This is a genomic window from Acinetobacter sp. ANC_7503, assembly GCF_056780035.1.
Map to the genome: position 1 here is coordinate 1 of NZ_JBWYJA010000018.1, position 21,431 is coordinate 21,431.

Below are 21,431 nucleotides of genomic sequence, written 5' to 3' on the forward strand. Positions count from 1 at the left end.
AGCAACCCAGCAGTGATTGAAAAACTTTCAAACGACTTAGGAGCTGGCAGCCCTGAAGGTTATGCAAGCTGCTGTGAAGCTTTGGCTAAGGCGGATGTGCGTGAACAACTCAAACAGATTTCGATTCCTGTATTGATTATTGCAGGTCAGCAAGACCCTGTGACCACTGTGGTAGATGGTCAGTTTATGCAAGCAGTGATTGCGGGTAGTCAACTTGTTGAGATTAATGCTTCGCACATTTCGAATGTTGAACAACCACAGGCGTTTAACCAGGCTGTGGCTGAATTTATTCAGGCTTAAGTTCGGAACAACTCAAACCTGAACTCAGGAAACATCACTTGTCACGGGTGACTCATCTTGACGCTTTGCCAGATTGCTCCACCAGTCTGGCTTTTTTTTTCACAGTAATTAGACCATGAACAACGACAATTAAATATCAGTCTCGTGATTCCTTAAAACGGCGATAGTTATGACATAAGTGATTGAAACGATGTCACTCATCATTCTCAAAGATTCAGATGATTCTTCTAATTTGATCTTAAATCAATTGTTTAAGTAAATTTTTAAAACGTTATTTTAGAAGCTAAAATCCGCTTAATTATGCCTGTATCATGGTTTCTATAATTATTAGCAATATCGATTAGTCGTTAGTATTTAAATTAAAAACCCATCACCTAGATGATGGGTTAATTGTTGATGTCTCAAGATTTAGATTAATACACCCACTGGATGAGCAATCGAAATAGACCAGCAATCAATAATAGACTTAAAAAACCACCGAGCCATAAAACAATAAACCACCCTGCTTGATTCAGTTTCATTATCATTCTCCTCAGTGATAACCTTCGTCACCAACACGAACCTTGTCTCTAAATACCCAATAAGATAAAGCGGTATAAAACAATATAATTGGGATTAGAATGAGTGCACCAATGAGAGCAAATAATTGACTACTTTGAGGTGCAGCAGCTTGCCAAATCGTTACACTTGGCGGAATGATATTAGGCCATAAACTAATTAAGAAGCCCGTATACGCAAGAAATACCAAAGCCAATGTATAGATGAAAGGCGCAAACTCCTGACGACGTTTACAAGCTCTGAGCGCTAGGAAAGTGAAAATCAATACCAGTATTGGTACGGGACTGAAATACCACATTTGTGGCTGACTAAACCAACGCTGTGCAATATCGTCATGTACAAGGGGAGTATAAATACTGACAGCGCCAAATATTAGAAATAACGCGATCATAAGCTTAGGCATCAGACGGTACATATGATCTTGTACACGCTCATCCGTTTTAAAAATTAACCATCCGCAACCGAGTGTCGCGTATAACACAACAACGCCTAAACCTGTAAAGAGTGAAAATGGAGAGAGCCAATCCAGACCACCACCCGTGAACACACCATTGGTGGTCTGTATTCCTTGAATATAAGCGCCTAAAATCACACCTTGTAAAAATGAAGCTAAAATTGAACCCCAAATAAATGCTTGGTCCCAAAGTGCTTTAGTCCGATTAGCCTTAAAACGAAACTCAAAAGCGACTCCACGAAATATAAGCGCGATCACCATTAAGGTAATGGGCATATATAATGCGGACAATACAGTCGAATAGACCAGTGGAAAAGCGGCAAATAAACCAGCTCCACCAAGTACCATCCAAGTCTCATTGCCATCCCATACGGGTGCTACAGTATTCATCATGACATCACGCTCTTGGCGATCTTTCACAAATGGAAATAAAATACCAATTCCCAAATCAAAACCATCAAGAACGACATAAATCAACACACCTAGTGCGATGATCATAATCCAAATCAATGATAGATCAATCATTTCAAATTCTCCTGATCATTCACCTTGTTTGATGCTTCAAGTTGTTGTTCATTATCAATGGTACTCATCGGGCGTTTAGACGCTCGGATCACTTCGCCATCTGAATGTGGTGTTGAATAAATAAATTCTGGTCCTTTCACCATCATTTTCAACATATAAAAGATACCGATACCAAATACGATACAGTACACCACAACAAAAATAATCAGCGTCAGCCCAACCTGTTCCGCAGAGACAGGAGATAACGCATCTTTCGTACGCATTACGCCATAGATAATCCAAGGTTGACGTCCCACCTCTGTGGTAAACCAGCCTGCCAATAATGCAATAAAACCTGAAGGCCCCATCCACAAAGCAAACTTGTGCAACCATTTAGACTCATAAAATTTGCCTGTCTTACGTAGCCATAGACCAAATACAGCCAGTAAGATCATGAGCATGCCCATACCCACCATGATTCGGAAACTCCAAAAAACAATGGTTGAATTAGGTCGATCCTCAGGTGCGAATTCTTTTAAGCCTTTAACCTCACCATCAAGGGTATGTGTCATGATCAGGCTACCCAGATTTGGAATACCAATCGCATATTTAGTTTCTTCAGCTTCCATATCTGGAATACCAAATAGATACAACGGCATACCATGATCTTTATTGGTTTCCCAATGACCTTCGATTGCAGCTAATTTAGCAGGCTGATGTTCTAAGGTATTCAATCCATGTAAATCACCCACGAACATCTGTAGTGGAGCTAAAGCAAGGATCATCCACATTGCCATCGAGAATGACTTTTTAACTAACGCATCACGGCGTCCTTTGAGTAGATGCCATGCAGCAGTTGCGGCAACCAATAAGCCTGAAACCAAGAAAGCGGCCAGTGCCATATGCGCTAATCGATAAGGAAAGGATGGGTTAAAGACAATCGCGAACCAATCTTGAGGAACGATTATTCCATTTTCAAATGCAAAGCCTTGAGGTGTTTGCATCCAGCTATTAGATGACAGAATCCAAAACATGGATATACATGTTCCTATTGCCACCATTAAGGTTGCAAAAAAATGCGTCTTTGGCCCAACTCGCCCCCAGCCAAACAACATGATACCGAGGAAACCAGCTTCTAAGAAAAACGCACTGAGCACTTCATACGTCAGCAATGGTCCAGTGACACTACCAGCTATACGTGAAAATTCACTCCAGTTGGTTCCAAACTGATAGCTCATCACCACGCCTGAAACGACACCCATACCAAATGAAAGTGCGAATATTTTTATCCAAAATTTAAACAGATCTCGATAAACAGGATCATTCGTTTTAAGCCAACGCCATTCGAGCACAGCCAAAAAACTTGCCAATCCAATCGAAATTGCTGGAAAGATAATGTGAAATGAAACAGTGAATGCGAATTGAATACGCGCCAATTCGAGCGCTGTTAGTCCTAGATCCATGACGTCACCTTATCGTTGAGTTTTGTGGTGAATGTTGTTCTTCACTGAGTTTAAAACTACAGTTAGAATTATATTGTAGATGTCATGTATCACTCCGATAACACGCGATTTTAAATTCACTTTTTTGAGGATGAGTGAATACCGTCTGTTGGCTACAGACTGTTTAAAGATTTTTTTCATAATATTGAACTCTACATAAATTGATTAAGATCAAAATGATCCAAGGTTTAAATCAATTAGAGTCCAAAAGGTGGCGCTCGGCCTTGAGGCAGAAGATAGAGCTTCTGTAGAGAAAAATAAACGTGCCAAAAAGAATTGCGGTAGAAACTCAGCTTAACTTGTAAGCGATCAAAAATTTCTTTTACACCAAAATCAAATGGTAAGACGAGGTCTCCATAAACAGTGCAATATTGGCATTGGTGAGTAATTTGATTATGGTCGTGATGATGTTCGTGTTCACTCAAATGGTGGACGATATCGTGATAAGTCTCATGAACATGCTGATGGCGTTCTGGAGAAAGTAAATTATGCATAATAGACATACATACCGGAGCGATATGAAATTTCTCCGGTAAGATCGGCTGTAAATAAACCGCTAGTTGTAATAACACCGTTGCAAATGCAATGATGAGTCCACTAGATCTTAGCAAAATTTCCTCTCAACTCTTTTCGATAAAGAGTGTTTAGAAACATAGAAAAAATCAAGTTAATAACCGACTAGGCTGATCAACTTTCATTCTTAACTATACGCCTATTGAACTTGTTTTTAAAGCCTTTTTCAATTTTATACATAACATGTATTTATAATATTTATAAAAATTAAAGTAGCTAAATTTTATGATTAGAAAAAATTTAAAGGGATTTTCAAATAAGACACTCCATTGTGTTCAGTGGGCGGAAATTTGCCACCGTTTATATTAATTTGAATCGCTGGTAAAATGAGCTTTGGCATCCCCAATGTTGCGTCACGGCTATTGCGCATTTCCACAAAATCATTCTTTTTTGAATCAATTCGAATGTGTATATTAGATTCTTTTTGCGTTTTTATATCTGTTTGACACATATATTGATGTCGATTTTCTGGTAAATAATCGTGACATAGATATACACGCATATGATCAGGCAGTTGATAAAGATTCTGAACTGAATCAAATAATTCTGCTGCACTGCCCCGTGGAAAATCACATCGTGCTGTACCATAGTCTGGCATAAATATAGTATCACCCACGAAAACTGCATCACCTATCACATAACTAAGACAAGCAGGTGTATGACCAGGCGTTGGAATGTTGTAGGCTTCAATTTCTCCAATTTTGAAACACTCATGATCTTTAAATAAATAATCGAATGGTTGCTGTGCGTTTATTGCTTTAATATCCAATTGATAAATCGAGCCAAATGTTTCTTGTACAATTCCGATATGATGACTCATGGCAATTTTGCCACCTAGCTTTGATTTTAAATATTGCGCAGCGGTCAAATGATCAGCATGCACATGTGTTTCTAAAATCCACTCAACCTTGTAATACTGTTCATGTATGTATTGAATAATCTGGTCAGCATGTTCCGTCGTTGTTGTCGCAGAAGCAGCATCAAAATCTAAAACACTATCGATAATGGCACAACTTAATGTCACAGGATCAGCCACGACATAACTAAATGTATTGGTATTTTGATCAAAAAAATCTTTAATTAGCGGCTTAATTTGATCTTGAGTGGCATCTTTCATCACTAGTTTCATAATTATGCTCCCATCCATTTATGGTGAATCAAAACCCCTATCAACATCGCAATCACAAAATAGAGTGATTGATAATGCCCTAAACCAATTAATGTTAATCCTGGTGCTGGACAGATGCCTGCGATGCCCCATCCTATCCCAAACAAGCTAGCACCTATGATGAGCTTGTTATCAAGCTGATTGTTCTTTGGTAAATCAATAGTCTCATTGAATAGAGTTAAAGGTTTTTCACTTCTGGTTACGATCTGAAAGGGTATGAATGCCACGACAATGGCACCCATTATGACAAATGCCAAACTTGCATCCCACTCACCGAATAAATCAAGAAAATTAAGAACTTTTTCAGGGTTCGACATTCCAGATAACATGAGCCCCACGGAAAAAAGTGAGCCAAACAAAAAAGCAAAAAGGTTTTTCATTTAGAATGCTCCTGTGACATGTCGAATTAAATAAACCGTTATAAAGCCTGTCAGCATAAAACTTAGTGTTGCCACAATAGATCTTTTGGACAATCTACTTAAACCACAAATGCCATGCCCACTTGTACAGCCAGAACCTAAACGTGTTCCAAATCCAACTAAAATACCTGCCACGATCATCATGAATGGACTTGCTTCGAGTTCAATTTCAGGCTGAACCCAAATACCATAGATAAACGGTGTGATGATGAGACCCATTAAAAACCACAATGCTGGTGTTTTGAAAACTTTATGCGGATTTAGTACTTGACCGATTAAACCACTAATCCCTGCTATTCGACCATTCACATATAAGTATCCAACCACAGATAAACCGAGTAGTGCTCCACCTAAAAAAGCAATCACAAAATCATGCATAACAATTTACTTATTTACAATATATTTTTTTATATTATATAATTTTGAAAAATAATCAAGATGCTTTAACATACGCATCCTTCTGTTTCAAAGGAACATCCAATGCCGTCTGATGTTGAATTAAATCAAATGGATTTTTCACAAGTTGATCAAGTCAGCGATCGACTTAAAGTCCTGTCGAATCCTGATCGCTTAAAGATACTTTGTATTTTAGTAGATGGTGAATTGAACGTTCATGAAATTGAGAATCGAACTCAAATTTTTCAACCCACGCTTTCACAACAGTTAACCGTATTACGTAAAGCTGAAATGGTGGTGACTCGTCGTGAAGGTAAACAAATTTTTTATCAACTGAGTGATCCTAAAGTCCTCACCATTATGCAAACGCTTTATAGCTTATATTGCGATCCTACTTCATAATCTTGCAATTCTTTCAGTTGTGGATATGAGACTCAAATACGATCATATTCTCCATGTAAATGACCATGTATTAAATTTTAAAGTTTTGTATTCAAGAGTACTAAAGACCAAAAAATTCTATTTTTCAAAAACTTCTTGCAAGTCTTTTGCCATTCCTTGCATAGACTTGAACTCTCCTTGTTGATTTTTCCATACCATAGCTGGCGTGGAAAAAAATCCATATTTATCCATAAGTGACTCGTTATAGTCGATTTTTTCATGTAAAGATTTTGATATATTTTGCGTAACAACTAATCGCTCTTTACCTTTCTTTTTATTGTAGTCATTAAATACTTTAGCAGGATCACTTGAGTTAAGTATGGTGGCAATCTGCCCTCGACTTTCTTCTCGAATTACACCAACTTGTATATGTCGAAGTTGAACTTTTCCCGAGTTTACCCATGGTCGTGCAGCTTCCCAAAATTGATGGCAATATGGGCAGTTAGGATCTGAAAATACATAAACAACGCGTGCTGCTGTATTTTCACCATCTTGAATCCAAGTCGACTTTTCAATGCTCTTCCATACATCATCTAATACGGCGTCTTTGACATGTGTATTTAATGCTTCAATAGAAATATTTTCACCTTGAGCATTATATAAATCACCCATAATGTAATATTTCTGATCATTAGAAATAAAAACCGTGCCTGGATGTTGGTTCATATGCCCTGCCCATCCTGTCATACCTGCTGGTGCTGGAATTTCTTTTACAAACTCAAAGCCCTCTGCTGAAATCTGCTTTTTTAAATCCGCATAACTGACGCTACTTATTAAAAATACGCTAGACAACAATATTAATTTATTTATATCTTTCATAACCTTTAGCTCTACTCAGCTGTCATTTTAATTAAATATTCTTGCATTTTTGCAGCGCTTAACTCACCCATATGTCTATCCACCAATTTACCTTTTTCATCGTAAAACAATGTAGTTGGCAAGCCAAAACTATTGCTCTGCTTGGGCATTTCCCCATTTACATCAAGTCTGACATTTTTAAAGTTGAAGCTGTGTTTTTGTAAATAGTTTTGAACCGTTGTGATATCTTCACCTTGATTGAGCATCACAAAATGAATATTGGGATGAGCCTTTTGTGCTTGAAAAAGTATTAGCATCTCTCTATGACATGGCGGGCACCAACTCGCCCACAAATTAACGACTGTAGGCTGACCCAAAAAATCTGTGAAATACCCTTCATTCTTATTTTCACTATGATCAGTTGGGAGTATCTGAAAACTTAGATCAGGATAAAAACTTTCAACCTTGTATTGAGTTTTTATCATTACGCCAATCGCTACCCAAAATAAAAACACCCCAACTAAAATGATCTTCATTTTTGTTCGTAAGCTTCGATTGAGAATGATATAGCTTAGCCCACCGAAGAATAATCCACTCCATAAGCTAAATCCTTTATCTTGGATTTTGAGTATATCTAAAGGATTTGCAATATAAGTCTCCCAATAGAACATAACAAAGATGACTCTAGCGGCAACTGCTCCAATAATGATGCTTGTCCACACTGAATCTTTACTGATTTTGACTTGGGTATCTGTCCATTTATAGTGATGACCTAAAACATTGATCAGGATACTGATGAACAGTATCCCACTGAATAGAATCAATAAAACCCATAGAAACATGAGTGATCCAAGTTGAATCCCATCAAATGAAATCATTACTGAACCATCCCGACAGATTGTTCCTGCAATCGATTTAATAACTGTGTTGCAGTAAAAGTTCCAGTCAAGCGCAGATCACGTATTTCATCATGTTGCGTATTTAAAAAAATAAATGTTGGCGGACCTAAAATTTGCCATTTTTTTAACAGTTCATCTTGGCTTGGTTCAAAATGAGTGAGATCTAATTTAATTAAAACCAACTCATTGAGTTTGGCTTGAACATCTTCACGCGGAAGTACCTCTTTTTCAATCGGTTGACATGCAACACACCAATCTGCGTAAACATCAATTACTACGGCTTTACCTTGATTTGCGTTCAAAACATTTGAAAGCTGCGCGGCAGAGTTGACTTTATGCCATGTATGTAATGTTTTGGCCTGCGTTACAAGTGAGTGCGTATACCCTCGCTGCACATAATTCACTCCTAAAAACATCATGCCAAGACTGAATAATATGATGATGCTTTTAACCACTATTTTTTCGACATAAGGTCGCATTTTCCAGAGTAAATATACAGCGAATCCAAGAAGTAAAAGACCCATCAGAATTTGATAAATACTGGTTGGAATAAGTGGCCGTGCAAAATAAATGGCCACAAGCAACATCACGAAGCCAAAACAGACCTTGAGTCGATCCATCCATACCCCAGGTTTAGGTAAAAAATGCGTCCCGAAAACTGCCGCAATAAAAAGCGGCAAACCAATCCCAATGCCCAAAACAAAAAGAAAAGTCGACCCTAATAAAGGTTGGTTCATCTGTGAGACAAATATCAATGCTCCAGCCAACGGAGCACTCATGCAGGGTCCAACTATCAGTGCAGAAATCATCCCCATGAGTCCTGCACCGATCAATGTTCCGCCTTTTTGTTTTTGTTGCCAAAGATCTAAGCGTTGTAACATTCCTTGAGGTAAAGAGATTTGAAATGCACCAAAAAGATTAAGGGCAAAAATAATAAACAGGAGACTAAAAATACTGATGAAGATCGGACTTTGAAACCAACGCTGAAAACTATAGCCCAGTTGAGAAACAACGAATCCCATTAACGCATAAACGATAGCCATCCCTGTGACAAAAATAAAAGCTATTATCGCGGCACGATAACCTCTGTGATTTTGCACAAGAATGCCTGATAAAATCGGAATTAAGGGCAATGAACAAGGCAAGAATGCCAACAATATTCCAAGTCCTAAAAACACCAATAAATTAAGCCATACACTTTGTTGAGAGAGCAAATTTAAAAAAAATTGATCGTTGTTCCATACACTCGAAAAGCTGGCTGGCCTGTTCAAATTTTCTTTAGATAAATTTGCATCTAGCGTGGATTGATCCTCACTGATTAAATTATTTTCCCCAAATTCGGTTTTATCTAACTCAAGCGCAGAAGCGTTAAAATTTTTACGATCTGAGACTGTATTATTATCCTTTGAAATGAGTTGTGTTTCTGTTTTTGGTGAAGCATTTTCTTGTGCATCTCGAGTATTTACAACTCCATTAGATGCCGCTGAAATTTCTTTGAGATTTAAAACTTTCTTAGCTTGTGTAGTTTGCTGCGCTGGGAATAAACCTGTGCTGTCAGTTGTTATCGTTGTTCTTTGAATCGGATAACATAAACCACTTTCAGCACATCCTTGCCATTGAATCTTAAATTCTTGATTTGGTTTGACTGGAATATTGCTGATTACATCCTGATAATGCACTTGGGTCATACCAAAGTTTGGATCATCTTTCTCTTTTGGGCGTGGTAGAGATAACTTTACAGGACCTTGAATGTCTGAAACTTTGATTTGATCATGATAGAGATAGTAACCATCTGCGATCTTCCATTTTAGTTCAGCTTGATGATGACTGACTGATACTGCCTCAAATTGAAATGCTTGATCTGGTGGTAGAAAATCTGCAAATGCAAAATTACTCACCAAAGAGCCAAGCAATAAACTACCCTTAAACCACTTATTCATATTGACTGTATCAGTTCCTGTCTAGTCGTTCAAAGTTCAAAGAATGAATTAAGAAAGCGTGATAAAACAAATGCCGCTTCAACGCCCATCGTCACTCGAGATCGCTCATACATTTGTACTCGCCCTAACATGAACTTTATATCGCAAAAAATCTCATTATTCCGTTGGAATTCTTTAAATATTTCTGTTGATCACCTTGGCACAGCGTTTGTGATTGAGACTTTACTCGAACCACCAAAGAAACCCTCATTTGATTCACCGAGTACTCAACATCAAGATTAATCATTCTTTCAAAATACGATGCGATTGAATGACGAGTACTGAAAACTCAAGTTCAGGTTAAACATCTTTGAAATTGAACGAATTGATACTTATATTGACTGAAGACAAAATAAGTTTAGATGAATTTATTTTAAAGTGTTCTGTTGTATCGATTGGCTAGGATAAGCAGCATGCGCATATTAATGATGCTCAGACCTTGTCAAAAATCAAACAGGCCTTATAACACTGTGATCAAAAAAATTCGTGGTTAAAAAATCATATAATTAGTCCACCCAAATTTAATTAAAATACCCAACGATAATATGTGTGAATTAAATCACAAAATACACCAAATCAACATGTAAGAAAAACTTCACAATATAAGAATTAATTTTTAATAACTTTGAATGAAATTCCAACATATTTCGTTATGAGTTATTTATCAATATTCAACTAAAATAGTGAGAATTTATTCTCATATTAAATTAAATTTAAAAACAGAATCACATTTAAACATTTAAAGAAAACAATAATAAAACATAAAATACTGATTTATATATACTATTAATTTTAATAAATATTAATCCAATCACCAATAATATAATAAAAATATAATAAAATACAAAATATATATAAATTTAATAATTTATCTAAATAATAAAATAACAAATAAAAAAATATTATTGTGACTCAAATCTCATTATAAACACTATGATATTAATCCGTTCAAATTAATAATTAAAATAATGTTTGTTTAATTAATCTAAATATTGAACAATAATTAAACACGAAATCTAGCTATTAAAAATCAAGCCAGATCTCAAATAATATCCCATCATTAAGGTGTAATTATGAAATCCTTCGCGTTTGGTATTATAAGTTCAATTGCATTAATCTCGACTGGCTGTGTTTCAACCACATCATTAGGCACTGTAGCTTCCGAACGCAAACAACTCATGATTATTCCGGAATCAGCTTGGAATAAAATTTCAAACCGTAGCTATAATAAATTTGAAAAGAAAGCGAAAACTAAGTCTTTATATCTTGAAGATCCACGATTAAATCAAATTTTGGCACGTTTAATCCCACATGCTAATCAATATTTACGTGAAGGTCGTCAACCAATTCAATGGCGAATTAACGGTGTGCTCAGCAGCAAACCGAATGCCCAATCCTTTCAAAGTGGGCAAATTGTAGTTAATTCGGCTGTATATATGTTTGAAAACTTATCTGATGACGAGTTAGCCACCCTAATTGCGCATGAAATGGCACACATTATCCGTAATCATAGTCGTGAAAAGGCTTCTCGTTTCGCAGCAATGAATTTGGGTCTAATGGGTGCAACCATGGGAACTGGGGCTGCCATCGGGCTTGCAAGTGGTTTATCAGGCAATCAAACCAATATGTCTCATCGCCGTCATCTAGAAGAAGAAGCTGATTTGATTGGTTTAGATTTGATGGTGAGAGCGGGCTACAATCACAATGCAGCACTCTCATTTTGGGATAAATTCGAAGCAAATCTCAACAAACGTAAAATGAATAAAGATCAATCAACTTTGTTTGCAAGTCATCCGAGCAATGACCAACGTAAAGCATTCTTAACTGAACAAGTCATGCAGATCGAGATGTATCAAAAGGATGTCAACCTTACTGCATTACGATAATTTAGTATAAATAATAAAGCCCAACGCTATGTTGGGCTTTCTCATTTATGGATCAACAAATAAATCGACCATCAATTCCTCATCTGATGGCTCAACTCGATATTTTTCGAAATCAGTTTCACCTTTCTCTCTTAATATCTCTTCATCGATCATCATACGACCCGTGATCGAACGTTTCTCACTCGTCAAGATTGCATACGCTGCATCAGCCATGATTGCTGGTGTCCGAGCCTTGCTAAATAACTCACGTCCACCGAGAGAAAACTCAATCGCTGCAGTTGCAATAATGGTTCTAGGCCACAAGGCATTAACACTTATTCCATAACGTTCGAATTCTTGATTCATTCCCATGGTCAACATACTCATGCCATATTTACTGATGGTGTAAGGAGAATGAACCGCAAACCACGTTTCTTTTAAATTTAAAGGTGGAGAGAGACTAAGAATGTGTGGATTTTGACTTTGTTTTAAATAAGGCAAGGCAGCTTGACTACAGACCATAACGGCGCGAGTATTAACTTGATACATAAGATCAAAACGATTTGGATCAAGCGTTTCAACCCCACTCAAATTAATCGCACCAGCATTATTAATGAGGACATCTATCCCACCAAAATGTTCAGCAGCCTGTTTCATTGCGGCTGCGACAGCATCTTGATCTCGTACATCAAGTTGGATCGCTAATGCTCTCCCACCAGCTGCTTCTATTTCTTTTGCAACAGAATGAATCGTACCACTGAGTTTCGAATGTACAGTGCTCGTTTTTGCAGCAACCACAATATTTGCACCATCTTTTGCAGCTTTAAGTGCAATCTCACGACCGATACCTCTGCTTGCACCTGTAATGAACAGTGTTTTTCCTTGTAGTGACATAATCCCTCTGTGTTATTTTGTTTTTGAGTTTTCAATGTACAAAAAAAAAGCACTTATGCAAAATTTCTTTATGAACCTCTAAGTCGTAGAAGCATACATTTTGCAATTACAAAATTAGAATTATTTTGATAGCATGCTAAAAAACATAAATAACATTCTGTTTTTATTAATTTTTCAAAAACCAACTATAGTTGCATTTTGTGCCAAAAAATCAACTTTGATTTTCAATCTTATTTTGTGTGAATTTAAAAAAGTGAAAATCGCGCTCATACGCCTATTATTATGCTGAGATAAAAAAAAGCCCAAGGAGGAGTACAATCTTTGGGCTTAGTAAACTGAATATTTACATTAAAATAATATACCTAATTGATATAAAATAGAAAGCACTAATTTATTTTTTTAATATTATTTTAAAAATATTTTTATAATCAACAATATAATTAGATTAAGAAGTATAATTTTCTAAGATTTAACTTTGTCTATCTCGTATCAACTGCGTTGATGCAATATTTTCGTAAATTGTTTGCTGCAATTGATCTCTGAATTCAATCAAATCTTGTTCTGTTTTGATATTTGAGATTGATTGTCGTGGTAAAAAATTGAAATAGAATGGGACTCTTTTAGGAATAATATTTTTGGGTATTGAAGGCAAGACATCACCTTGACGGAGTAATTTTCCAATTTTAGGAACAGCTAAAAGCTTTTTAAACCACTTTTTTTCAAGTAAATAATTTGCATCAAGTGCCAAATCGAATACTTCATCACCACCTACAGCTACAAAAGGTGCAATGTCGTAGTCAAATTCTTGAGCTAACTTTAAGAATCCGTAGCGCTCTTTCCATATGAGTTGATATTCTTCCCCTTTGCGCTTTACTACCTCACGCCCACCACCTGGAAACACTAGGATAGAGTATCCTTGTTGCATTGCATCTCTGGCGTATTCTCTTAGACCCTCAATTGCACCCATTTTATGAACCATATCTTTCCAATACGGTATTTTGAAATGAATGTGATCACCTAAACTCACAATTTTAATTTTGTGCTCTGTATATAGATAATCAATCAATATTGGCGTATCAAATACACCATAAATTGTATGATTACCCACATACATGGCAGGTCGATTAGCATTGAGATGTTCAACACCAAGAAAGGTCGGTTTAAAATAAAAACGTTGCAACAAACTACCATATCGGATCATTTTAGAATGGTGTTGGATTTGCAATGCTTTATTTTCCATTGAACATCTCTTTATCTAATTAAGCTACTCGCTTCTGAACCAGTATTGAACCAACAGAATAACCTGCGCCAAATGAACATAATACACCGTATTCACCATCATTCACTTGATCTGCAGTTCGGTGTAACGCAATGATGACACCAGCTGAAGAAGTGTTTGCAAACTCGTCTAAAATGATTGGAACTAAGTCTGGATCTGCTTCAGCAGCAGCTTTACCCACAACCAGCTTTAAAATTAACTCGTTCATGCTGGCATTGGCTTGATGTAACCAGAAACGTTTAACATTCGTCGGTTCGATTTGGTTTTTCTCAAGTTGCTTTGTAATCATTTTCGCAACCAATGGGCATACTTCTTTAAACACTTTACGGCCATCTTGACGGAAGCGTTTATCATCCGCGTTGGTTGTTTCACTTGGATTCAAGAAACCAAAATTATTACGAATGTTATTAGAGAATTGCGTAAACAATTGCGTATCTAAAATTTCGAATCCAGTTTTAGAATCTGTATCTTCAATAATTGAAGCTGTCGCTACATCACCAAAAATGAAATGACAATCACGTGAACGATAATCTGTATGACCTGATGTGATTTCCACATTGACCAAGAGCACACGACGAGCACCAGACTTGATCGCATCATAAGCTTGTTTTAAGCCAAATGTTGCAGCAGAACAAGCAACATTCATATCATAAGCATAACCTTGAATGCCTAATGCAGTTTGAATTTCAATAGAAACCGCAGGATATGCACGTTGCATATTTGAACAAGCCAATATTACAACATCAATGTCTTCAGCAGTTACACCGGCATTTTCCATTGCTTGTTTTGAAGCGATCACACCCCACTCAGCTTGAAGTGAAATTTCATCATCTGATCGTTCTGCTAAGTTTGGACGTAAACGATTAGGATCTAATACGCCTTCCTTCTCTACAACATAACGTGCTTTAACACCTGAAGCCTTCTCAATAAATTCTGCACTTGAACCACGGCGTGCTTCGATTTCGCCCGCAGCAATTTTTTCAGCATTCTCTTGATTAAACTTTTCTACATAAGCATTTAAACTTTCAACCAATTCTTCATTGGTGATGACATGTTCAGGATGGAATAAGCCAGTGCCTGTAATACGAATGCCCATGCAAAACTCCTTTTTTGAGTAACTCAATATTTCAAATTAAAGCTATATTAACTGATTCCGAGACGTTCCCATACTTTTTGAATACGGTTTGGCGAAATTGGCATCTTGGTTTTCATCGGTTGAGAGAATAATGAGATTCTCAGTTCTTCAACCATAAAATATAGCTCTTTCAATTTTTGATCATTTTTATATTTAAATAATTTATCCATCCAAGGATCGACTTGAGCAATCGCATCATCATCTCGTTTGAGATTATGAGGCAAACGATCAATCCTAATCAATAAAGCTTTAAGATAGCGTGGAAATTCAATCCACACATCTACAGATTTACTATAAGCAAAATCCGCTAGACTCATCAGATCAAGTTGATCTTCAATATCATCGATATTTTTACCAAATACATTGGCATCAATCATCATCAACTCGCGTCGAATTTGTTGCCATTGTACATAAATGTCATTAAAGGCAGCCAAGACCTTTTGACCATGCGTCAGGAAAGACTGCTTGACAGCCTGCAGAATTGTTTGGAAATCTTGCGCATCTACAGGCTCTTTTTCTAAAGCCATTTGCAATGTTGCGTAAACTAACATTTGTTCTAACTGAGCTTTATCACCCAAAGGGGAATAGGCTAATGCGAGTGGTTTAGAAATTTGTTTTTTAAGCTGTCGAATCAAATCACCTAGCTGCATATGAATCAGGCGAATAATACCAGCACGATGATGGCGTATTGCTTCGTGCTGATCATTAAACGTTTGAATGACAACACCTGACTCATCCTTTTGCTCAAGCTTAGAAAATTCCTTGCTTGGTACAAGTGCTTGATATTGTTTGACGACGACACCTGTGACTTTTTGCGATGCTTCAAACACAAAATGCTCAGGGAAAGTTTGATACTCACCTTTTAACTGCTTGACTGGACTATGCGTTTCAGTACGACAGCGTGCTTTTAATTCAGATAAATCGCGACCTTGCTCAATCACTCGTCCTTTTTCATCGATGACTTTAATGAGCGGTAAAAGATATTGTTCAATTCGATCTACATTAAAATCTTTTTCAGTGATCTGTTCGCCTCTCAATTGAAAAGCTAAAAAACTAAAAATATGCTTTTGTAAATCTTGCGCATCTATTTTGGACATCAGTTTACGCGCAGTATCTGGTATAGGTACCAAGCCACGACGCTTATCTTTTGGAAGAGCTTTTAATAGTGCTTCAATCAAATCAAGACGCCAACCTGGAATGCCCCATGACCATAAGTTTTCATCTACTTGTGGCAGGGCCTGTAGTGGAATCTTGACCGTCGCACCATCTTCATCATGGCTTGGGTCAAATCGATAACTTGCCGCTAAACGAAGGTCCCCATTACGTAAGTAATCAGGAAACTGTTGGGTAGTTGGACGATCGTTAAGCCATAAAGCATCGTCATCGATGAACAAATAACGTGGATTTTGAGGCTCAACTGTTGCACGCCAATCTTCAAAACTACGCCGACTCGCTACATCTTCAGGCACTTTTGCAGCATAAAACTGATAAATCGTCTCTTCGTCTACCACCAAATCACGACGTCGCAATTTATCTTCTACTCGCTCAACCTCTTCTAGTTTAAGCAAGTTATGTTTTAAAAATGGTGGTGTAATCCCCAGATGACCCGTCGTTAAAGCATCGCGAAGGAAAATTTCATGCGCCGTAGTTTGATCGACCTTTTCATAATTGATTTGACGCTTAGGCTCAATAATCAAACCAAACAGTGAAATTTGATCATATGCGTTAACTACACCTGCTTTTTTCGACCAATGCGGTTCAAAGTAATGATGTTTAACTAAATCACGTGCAGCTAGCAAAATCCACTCAGGCTCAATTTTCGCCAGTGTTCGTAAATACACCTGAGAGGTTTCTACCATCTCAAATGCCATGACCCATGGTGTATTGGTTTTGTGTAAGGTCGATGCAGGAAATATACGTGCCTTTTGTTGACGCACTGCCATGAATACATTGCGTTCATCTGTTTTATTTGCAATGAATGACAATAGTCCCGTGAGTAAAGCTCTGTGAAGATTTTCGTAACTGGTTTTCTTTTCATTAAAAGAAAGCTTTAAGCCTTGAGCAAGATCAACCAGTTGCTCATGTGTTTTTTTCCATTCTCTCAAGCGTAACCAACTCAAGAAATGATTACGTGCAAATGTGCGACGCTTATTTTCACTCATCTCCCGATTTGCAACCAACGCATCCCATAATTTGAGATAGAACAGAAAGTCAGAGTCGGCTTCACGAAACAAGGCATGCTTCTGATCCGCTTGCATTTGTTTATCAGCAGGACGCTCTCTTGGATCCTGAACAGCTAACGCTGCCACGATAATCAATACTTCATTGAGCGCCCCAAAATGAGCACCCCCCAAAATCATACGTGCGAGTCTTGGATCAATTGGCATTTTTGCCATTTGTTGACCAATTTTGGTAAGAGAATCGCCTTTGCCTTGAAGTCCACCTTTATCTAAAGATGAGGCTGTTTTAGCCACAAGAGAAGGATTACTCTTTTCCGTCATCGCCCCGAGTTCAATCAGCAGTTTACGACCATCATTGACGAGACGATGATCAGGCGGTTCAATAAAGTCAAAATCTTCGAGTGTTCCAAGACCTAAACTCTGCATCTGCAAAATAACAGATGCCAAATTAGTACGTTTGATTTCAGGTTCAGTAAATTCGGGACGACTTAAAAAGTCTTCTTCTGAATACAGTCGAATACACACACCCGGTGCAATACGACCACAACGACCTTTACGCTGATTGGCTGCTGCTTGAGAAATCGCTTCAATCGGTAAACGCTGAACACGCGAACGGTAGTTATAACGAGAGATACGTGCAAAACCACTATCAATGACGTAACGTATGTTTGGAACGGTCAATGCAGTTTCCGCAACGTTGGTGGCAATAATGATACGCCGTCCACCACCTGCAGGATTAAAAATCTTTTGTTGTTCAGATAACGCTAGTCTCGCATACAAAGGTAGAACTTCTGTATGACGAGGTCCATGTTTGATTAAAGTTTCCTGTAGCTCACGAATCTCTTGTTCCGTACTGGCAAAAATCAAAATATCTGCGTGTTCAGGATGACCTTTTTCCTGTGCATCTTTGAAACATTCTTCAACAGCTGATACTACTGCGCGCGGTAGGTTTTCTTCAAAGTCATCAAACTCATCATCATCACTCCCTACAATACTCATTTCAGAGATCGGACGATAACGCACTTCTACAGGAAAACTACGACCTTCAACCTCAAAGATCGGTGCGTTATTGAAGTAACTTGAAAAACGATTAACGTCTAAAGTTGCAGATGTGATGATGACTTTAAGATCTTTACGACGTGGCAAGAGCTGTTTCAAATAGCCCATGATGAAGTCAATATTGAGCGAGCGCTCATGTGCTTCATCAATAATAATGGTGTCATATTTGGTTAAGAAACGATCATGAGCCAATTCAGCCAGCAAAATACCATCTGTCATTAAACGAACGATAGAGTCCTGTGAACCCTGTTCGTTAAACCTTACTTTAAATGAAATAGACTCACCGAGTTTTTCACCCACCTCTTCTGCAATACGTTGCGATACACTGCGCGCAGCTAATCGTCGTGGCTGGGTATGACCAATTAACCCTGTTAAACCACGCCCCGCAAGCATGGCTATCTGAGGAAGCTGAGTTGTTTTACCTGAACCTGTTTCACCCGCAACGATAATGACCTGATGTTTTTGAATGGCCTCAATCAATTTGTCTGCATATTGGGTAACAGGTAAATCTTGATTAAGTTTGATATTAGGAATGCGTTGAATACGCTGTTGTACTTTTAAATTTGATTTTTCAAAAAGTTCTTGATATTGCTTTTCATTGGCATCTTTTCCTTTGCGTAGTCGATTTAAACGATGAAGATCTCGTGCCATCACCATTTGTTCTACATTTAACCCTATCGTCGCCAAGTTTTAGCCCTATACCAATTACGAAACGCTTTATTCTACTCATTTTCAAAGATTATCCCAAATCTGAATCGGACTATTTTTTTAGATTAAATGAGAATATAAAGCTTAAAATGATCTTAAGTTGAAATAGAAACATGTCAGCCGCGTTATGTGACAATTCATACAATTTTTGAAATTTTCATGTAGCTTTTTATATTTTTGAAAAACTAAATCCAAAATAATGATGGTTTTTTTAATATTTACCCTTGAATTTTCACTTCAGTGTCTTCATGTTGGTAGGCATGTGAAATTTTCTCATCCTGTCACGAATACATCATTTTGATGTGTTACAAGGAAGACAGATGACAAACTTAAATGGCAATCAATTTACATAATTCGGTTTTTCCGATTTTTGTAATGTAAAAATACCATTTCAGCACAGAACGAAAGTTCGATACTCTAATTGAAAATTAAAGACTAACCTCAATCATGGAGACAATGATGAGCTTAATTAATACTGAAGTTAAACCATTCGCAGCTACAGCTTACCACAACGGTCAATTTGTAGACGTGACTGAAGCTGATCTTAAAGGCAAATGGTCTGTAGTATTTTTCTACCCTGCTGACTTCACTTTCGTTTGCCCAACTGAACTTGGTGACCTTGCTGACAACTACGCTGAATTCCAAAAATTAGGCGTGGAAATCTACGGTGTTTCTACTGACACTCACTTCACTCACAAAGCTTGGCACGACACTTCTGACGTAATTGGTAAAATCCAATACCCATTAATCGGCGATCCAACTTGGACTCTTTCTAAAAACTTCGAAGTTCTAATCGAATCTGCTGGTCTTGCTGACCGTGGTACTTTCGTAATCGACCCAGAAGGTAAAATCCAAATCGTTGAAATTAACGCTGGTGGTATCGGTCGTGATGCTCAAGAACTTCTTCGTAAAGTTAAAGCAGCTCAATACGTTCACGCTCACCCAGGCGAAGTTTGCCCTGCTAAATGGAAAGAAGGCGATGCAACTCTTGCTCCTTCAATCGATCTAGTTGGTAAAATCTAATTCATTAGATAGCACTAAAAAAACCACGCTTTGCGTGGTTTTTTTGTGTTCAATCCATCAAATTCTCAATCACCATCAATTCCGCGTAATCATCAATAATCCACACCCAATATTCAGCGTCATCGTGCAAAAATCAGGATCAGCCTTAACATCCTTTAAAAAACTTTGTATTTCAGCAGCATGGGAAATCACTTTATCTACAAGTATTACGCCATGTTCAGGATGTAGTACCTTTTTTAAATATTGCCAATAATCAGGATATGCATGTCGATTCGCATCTAAGATAATTAAGTCATACACATCGCCTTCATTAATTAATAAATCAATTGCATCACTGCTGATAAAATCAATAAGGTGATCTAAACTAAACTGTTTGGCGTACTGAGTCGCAAGTGCTGTTCTTTTTGAGTTTATATCAACCGTCGTCACTCGACCCTGATGATCCGAAACCGACTCCGCCATCCATAATGTTAAATATCCTGTCGAAGTTCCTATTTCAAGAATTCGTTTAGAGGTCTGGATCTTAATAAGCATCGAAATATAATGGGCAGATTCTGGTTTTATATTTCGATATCTCAGATCGCGATCAGTTTGATATGCATCATGTTGAATTAACTGCTGATATAAACTTTGCATTTGACTTAGAAATTCAGCATTCATGACATATTCTCATTGAATCGATTTCTATAAACTAATCAAAGATAAAGTCTTTACTATGACAATCATCATAATTTTTGAATCAATTTAAAACGTTCAATTTCACGATCATCATCCTCTAGATAAATGCTTTCTGTAAACATCGCTAATGGCCTTACCCATATTGAATAATCTCCATAAAGGCATTGATAGACCACAAGCTTTTCTTGAGTTTCACTATGCGTCGCTACATGAAGGACTTGATAAAGTTGTCCTTTATAGTGTTTATAAATGCCTCTCTCTAAGGTCATAATTGGTCCTCGCTCATATCTATTAAAATAATTTTAATGTAAATATCTGAATTCGAATTGCTTTTATACTTGAAAATTCAAGTTTTAACTCAATACTTTCATACATCTACACCAAAGACTTTGATTAAATTCATTTTTCCGATTGAATTTATAAAAACAAACTGTTTTATCTATTCAATCAATTGTCTTAGTATACCTGTATCGAATGAATTATTACTCCTTTGGAGACGTTAGCAATGTTAGATCAAAATACTTCAGCTCAATTAAAAACGCTTTTAGAACGCCTTGAAGGTCCAATCGAATTGGTTGCGACTTTAAATGATTCAGACAAATCTGCAAAAATCAAAGAA

The 21,431-nt window shown here is 37.2% G+C and carries 20 protein-coding genes and 1 pseudogene; 5 read left to right on the top strand and 16 right to left on the bottom strand.

The features are described 5' to 3' along the window. The coding region (locus AC1M9M_RS14385) for an alpha/beta hydrolase (protein WP_481596668.1) at nucleotides 1–300 on the top strand (300 nt) is incomplete at its 5' end. 413 nt (nucleotides 301–713) lie between these two features. Here the strand turns inward: AC1M9M_RS14385 and AC1M9M_RS14390 are convergent. The 7 genes from AC1M9M_RS14390 to AC1M9M_RS14420 form a co-directional block, all read right to left on the bottom strand. Then, complete coding sequence (locus AC1M9M_RS14390) at nucleotides 714–821, bottom strand: DUF2474 domain-containing protein (RefSeq protein ID WP_481596669.1); 108 nt, start codon at nucleotides 819–821, stop codon at nucleotides 714–716. Nucleotides 822–832: 11 nt separating this feature from the next. Then, nucleotides 833–1,837, bottom strand: coding sequence for a cytochrome d ubiquinol oxidase subunit II (gene cydB, locus AC1M9M_RS14395; protein WP_481596670.1), 1,005 nt, complete (start codon nucleotides 1,835–1,837; stop codon nucleotides 833–835). Next, the gene (locus tag AC1M9M_RS14400; RefSeq protein WP_481596671.1) at nucleotides 1,834–3,279 is read right to left on the bottom strand and encodes a cytochrome ubiquinol oxidase subunit I; all 1,446 of its coding nucleotides are present in this window, start codon (nucleotides 3,277–3,279) and stop codon (nucleotides 1,834–1,836) included. The genes cydB and AC1M9M_RS14400 overlap by 4 nt, the downstream gene beginning before the upstream one ends. A 236-nt stretch (nucleotides 3,280–3,515) precedes the next feature. After that, nucleotides 3,516–3,929, bottom strand: coding sequence for a DUF2946 domain-containing protein (locus AC1M9M_RS14405; RefSeq protein ID WP_481596672.1), 414 nt, complete (start codon nucleotides 3,927–3,929; stop codon nucleotides 3,516–3,518). Between the two features lie 191 nt (nucleotides 3,930–4,120). After that, entirely contained in the window at nucleotides 4,121–5,008 is an 888-nt protein-coding gene (locus tag AC1M9M_RS14410; RefSeq protein WP_481596679.1) for an MBL fold metallo-hydrolase, read from the bottom strand. Nucleotides 5,009–5,022: 14 nt separating this feature from the next. Beyond that, complete coding sequence (locus AC1M9M_RS14415) at nucleotides 5,023–5,439, bottom strand: DUF6691 family protein (protein ID WP_481596673.1); 417 nt, start codon at nucleotides 5,437–5,439, stop codon at nucleotides 5,023–5,025. Continuing rightward, a complete protein-coding gene (locus AC1M9M_RS14420; protein ID WP_092768851.1) occupies nucleotides 5,440–5,856 on the bottom strand; it encodes a YeeE/YedE family protein in 417 nt (138 codons plus the stop codon). It lies immediately after the preceding gene. A 102-nt stretch (nucleotides 5,857–5,958) separates the two neighbouring features. On the opposite strand from AC1M9M_RS14420, the gene AC1M9M_RS14425 reads away from it, so the two are divergent. After that, entirely contained in the window at nucleotides 5,959–6,276 is a 318-nt protein-coding gene (locus AC1M9M_RS14425) for a metalloregulator ArsR/SmtB family transcription factor (protein WP_481596674.1), read from the top strand. A gap of 117 nt (nucleotides 6,277–6,393) precedes the next feature. On the opposite strand, the gene dsbG is transcribed toward AC1M9M_RS14425, so the two are convergent. The 3 genes from dsbG to dsbD are packed head-to-tail and all read right to left on the bottom strand — an operon-like array spanning nucleotide 6,394 to nucleotide 9,952. Continuing rightward, a complete protein-coding gene (gene dsbG / locus AC1M9M_RS14430; protein ID WP_481596680.1) occupies nucleotides 6,394–7,125 on the bottom strand; it encodes a thiol:disulfide interchange protein DsbG in 732 nt (243 codons plus the stop codon). A gap of 20 nt (nucleotides 7,126–7,145) precedes the next feature. Further along, nucleotides 7,146–7,991 carry a prolipoprotein diacylglyceryl transferase family protein gene (locus tag AC1M9M_RS14435; RefSeq protein ID WP_481596675.1) on the bottom strand — a complete coding sequence of 282 codons (846 nt, stop codon included), beginning with the start codon at nucleotides 7,989–7,991 and terminating at the stop codon, nucleotides 7,146–7,148. Beyond that, on the bottom strand, nucleotides 7,991–9,952 hold the full coding sequence (dsbD, locus tag AC1M9M_RS14440; protein ID WP_481596676.1) for a protein-disulfide reductase DsbD: 1,962 nt from the start codon (nucleotides 9,950–9,952) through the stop codon (nucleotides 7,991–7,993). Before dsbD ends, AC1M9M_RS14435 begins: the two co-directional genes overlap by 1 nt. A gap of 1,112 nt (nucleotides 9,953–11,064) precedes the next feature. On the opposite strand from dsbD, the gene AC1M9M_RS14445 reads away from it, so the two are divergent. After that, the gene (locus AC1M9M_RS14445; RefSeq protein WP_180028996.1) at nucleotides 11,065–11,877 is read left to right on the top strand and encodes a M48 family metallopeptidase; all 813 of its coding nucleotides are present in this window, start codon (nucleotides 11,065–11,067) and stop codon (nucleotides 11,875–11,877) included. A gap of 45 nt (nucleotides 11,878–11,922) precedes the next feature. On the opposite strand, the gene AC1M9M_RS14450 is transcribed toward AC1M9M_RS14445, so the two are convergent. From AC1M9M_RS14450 to hrpA, 4 genes are all read right to left on the bottom strand, one after another. Then, complete coding sequence (locus AC1M9M_RS14450) at nucleotides 11,923–12,750, bottom strand: SDR family oxidoreductase (protein WP_481596677.1); 828 nt, start codon at nucleotides 12,748–12,750, stop codon at nucleotides 11,923–11,925. A gap of 469 nt (nucleotides 12,751–13,219) precedes the next feature. Further along, a complete protein-coding gene (locus tag AC1M9M_RS14455) occupies nucleotides 13,220–13,990 on the bottom strand; it encodes a lysophospholipid acyltransferase family protein (protein WP_481596678.1) in 771 nt (256 codons plus the stop codon). A gap of 19 nt (nucleotides 13,991–14,009) precedes the next feature. Continuing rightward, on the bottom strand, nucleotides 14,010–15,125 hold the full coding sequence (locus AC1M9M_RS14460) for a beta-ketoacyl-ACP synthase III (RefSeq protein ID WP_481592444.1): 1,116 nt from the start codon (nucleotides 15,123–15,125) through the stop codon (nucleotides 14,010–14,012). A gap of 47 nt (nucleotides 15,126–15,172) precedes the next feature. After that, nucleotides 15,173–19,060: an ATP-dependent RNA helicase HrpA gene (gene hrpA, locus AC1M9M_RS14465; protein ID WP_481596681.1), complete on the bottom strand. Its 3,888-nt coding sequence runs from the start codon at nucleotides 19,058–19,060 to the stop codon at nucleotides 15,173–15,175. Between the two features lie 510 nt (nucleotides 19,061–19,570). Between hrpA and ahpC the strand changes: the two genes are divergently transcribed. Beyond that, nucleotides 19,571–20,134, top strand: coding sequence for an alkyl hydroperoxide reductase subunit C (gene ahpC / locus AC1M9M_RS14470; RefSeq protein ID WP_035270191.1), 564 nt, complete (start codon nucleotides 19,571–19,573; stop codon nucleotides 20,132–20,134). A gap of 75 nt (nucleotides 20,135–20,209) precedes the next feature. Here the strand turns inward: ahpC and AC1M9M_RS14475 are convergent, their stop codons facing one another. Next, nucleotides 20,210–20,794 (bottom strand): O-methyltransferase, encoded by a 585-nt coding sequence (locus AC1M9M_RS14475; RefSeq protein WP_180028998.1) that lies wholly within the window; start codon nucleotides 20,792–20,794, stop codon nucleotides 20,210–20,212. Nucleotides 20,795–20,859: 65 nt separating this feature from the next. Next, the gene (locus AC1M9M_RS14480; protein WP_035270203.1) at nucleotides 20,860–21,081 is read right to left on the bottom strand and encodes a DUF1653 domain-containing protein; all 222 of its coding nucleotides are present in this window, start codon (nucleotides 21,079–21,081) and stop codon (nucleotides 20,860–20,862) included. Nucleotides 21,082–21,317: 236 nt separating this feature from the next. On the opposite strand from AC1M9M_RS14480, the pseudogene AC1M9M_RS14485 reads away from it, so the two are divergent. Beyond that, nucleotides 21,318–21,431, top strand: a pseudogene (locus tag AC1M9M_RS14485) (thioredoxin family protein); the annotation flags it as partial.

Excerpts from the sequence above, each read along its gene's own strand:
- ahpC (WP_035270191.1), top strand. The coding sequence starts at position 19,571 with ATGAGCTTAATTAATACTGAAGTTAAACCATTCGCAGCTACAGCTTAC.
- AC1M9M_RS14450 (WP_481596677.1), bottom strand. The coding sequence starts at position 12,750 with ATGTCACTACAAGGAAAAACACTGTTCATTACAGGTGCAAGCAGAGGT.
- dsbD (WP_481596676.1), bottom strand. The coding sequence starts at position 9,952 with ATGAATAAGTGGTTTAAGGGTAGTTTATTGCTTGGCTCTTTGGTGAGT.
- hrpA (WP_481596681.1), bottom strand. The coding sequence starts at position 19,060 with ATGGTGATGGCACGAGATCTTCATCGTTTAAATCGACTACGCAAAGGA.
- AC1M9M_RS14480 (WP_035270203.1), bottom strand. The coding sequence starts at position 21,081 with ATGACCTTAGAGAGAGGCATTTATAAACACTATAAAGGACAACTTTAT.
- AC1M9M_RS14400 (WP_481596671.1), bottom strand. The coding sequence starts at position 3,279 with ATGGATCTAGGACTAACAGCGCTCGAATTGGCGCGTATTCAATTCGCA.
- AC1M9M_RS14455 (WP_481596678.1), bottom strand. The coding sequence starts at position 13,990 with ATGGAAAATAAAGCATTGCAAATCCAACACCATTCTAAAATGATCCGA.
- AC1M9M_RS14420 (WP_092768851.1), bottom strand. The coding sequence starts at position 5,856 with ATGCATGATTTTGTGATTGCTTTTTTAGGTGGAGCACTACTCGGTTTA.
- AC1M9M_RS14425 (WP_481596674.1), top strand. The coding sequence starts at position 5,959 with ATGCCGTCTGATGTTGAATTAAATCAAATGGATTTTTCACAAGTTGAT.
- AC1M9M_RS14445 (WP_180028996.1), top strand. The coding sequence starts at position 11,065 with ATGAAATCCTTCGCGTTTGGTATTATAAGTTCAATTGCATTAATCTCG.
- AC1M9M_RS14390 (WP_481596669.1), bottom strand. The coding sequence starts at position 821 with ATGAAACTGAATCAAGCAGGGTGGTTTATTGTTTTATGGCTCGGTGGT.
- AC1M9M_RS14415 (WP_481596673.1), bottom strand. The coding sequence starts at position 5,439 with ATGAAAAACCTTTTTGCTTTTTTGTTTGGCTCACTTTTTTCCGTGGGG.
- AC1M9M_RS14460 (WP_481592444.1), bottom strand. The coding sequence starts at position 15,125 with ATGGGCATTCGTATTACAGGCACTGGCTTATTCCATCCTGAACATGTC.
- AC1M9M_RS14435 (WP_481596675.1), bottom strand. The coding sequence starts at position 7,991 with ATGATTTCATTTGATGGGATTCAACTTGGATCACTCATGTTTCTATGG.
- AC1M9M_RS14475 (WP_180028998.1), bottom strand. The coding sequence starts at position 20,794 with ATGAATGCTGAATTTCTAAGTCAAATGCAAAGTTTATATCAGCAGTTA.
- AC1M9M_RS14410 (WP_481596679.1), bottom strand. The coding sequence starts at position 5,008 with ATGAAAGATGCCACTCAAGATCAAATTAAGCCGCTAATTAAAGATTTT.
- cydB (WP_481596670.1), bottom strand. The coding sequence starts at position 1,837 with ATGATTGATCTATCATTGATTTGGATTATGATCATCGCACTAGGTGTG.